Annotated in this window: 1 protein-coding gene; it reads left to right on the top strand. The window is 45.5% G+C overall.

Annotation, left to right across the window (positions count from 1 at the left end; genetic code table 11):
• Nucleotides 1–818 (top strand): DEAD/DEAH box helicase (locus A3763_RS19930; protein WP_231872267.1); only part of this gene is annotated, 818 nt, incomplete at both ends.

Here is an 818-nt window from a genome sequence, read left to right as displayed (position 1 = left end):
CGCTCAAGCTAATGTACAAGAACAAGGGGCGAGTGTAGCGCCAAAAAAACAGGCTTGGAGTGCTGAGCAATATGTCGTAGCGCCCGAGGAAGGCAAGACCCGCTTTCACGATTTAGGTTTGCAAAATGACTTATTGCATGGCATCGCTGATCTGAAATATGAATATTGCAGCGACATTCAGGCAGAATCTCTACCTCACACTTTAAAAGGCTATGACGCCATTGGTAAGGCTGCTACGGGCACCGGCAAAACTGCAGCCTTCCTGATTACCATTATTAATGACTTGCTATCTCGACCTGTGCCAAAAGGTGATCGTTATGCAAGTGAACCCAGAGCACTGATTATTGCGCCAACACGAGAGCTGGCGCTGCAGATAGAGAAAGATGCTGTTGCCCTGACTAAACATATGGATATGTCGATTTATTCAGTGCTGGGCGGCATCGACTACCAAAAGCAAAAAGATTATGTGCGCAATACCGTTATCGATATTTTGGTTGCGACACCAGGGCGTCTGATCGACTTCCTCAACAGCAATGATTTGTATCTGGATCAGATCGACTTTTTGGTTATAGATGAAGCTGACCGTATGCTGGACATGGGCTTCATTCCTGATGTGAAGCGTATCATCAGTAAGTGCCCAAGAGAGGATAATCGTCAGACCTTATTATTTAGCGCGACCTTTAGTGACGATGTTTTGAACTTGGCAAACCGCTGGACGGTTAACCCTGTTTTCATTGAAATTGAAGCTGAGCAGCTGACGACGGATAAAGTCGAGCAGAAGATATTTATGGTGCCTACCGATGAAAAACTGGAAATAA

Source organism: Oleiphilus sp. HI0128, from assembly GCF_001635365.1.
The sequence above is the reverse complement of the archived record's forward strand: the minus strand, read 5'-3'. Positions and strand labels throughout refer to the sequence as shown.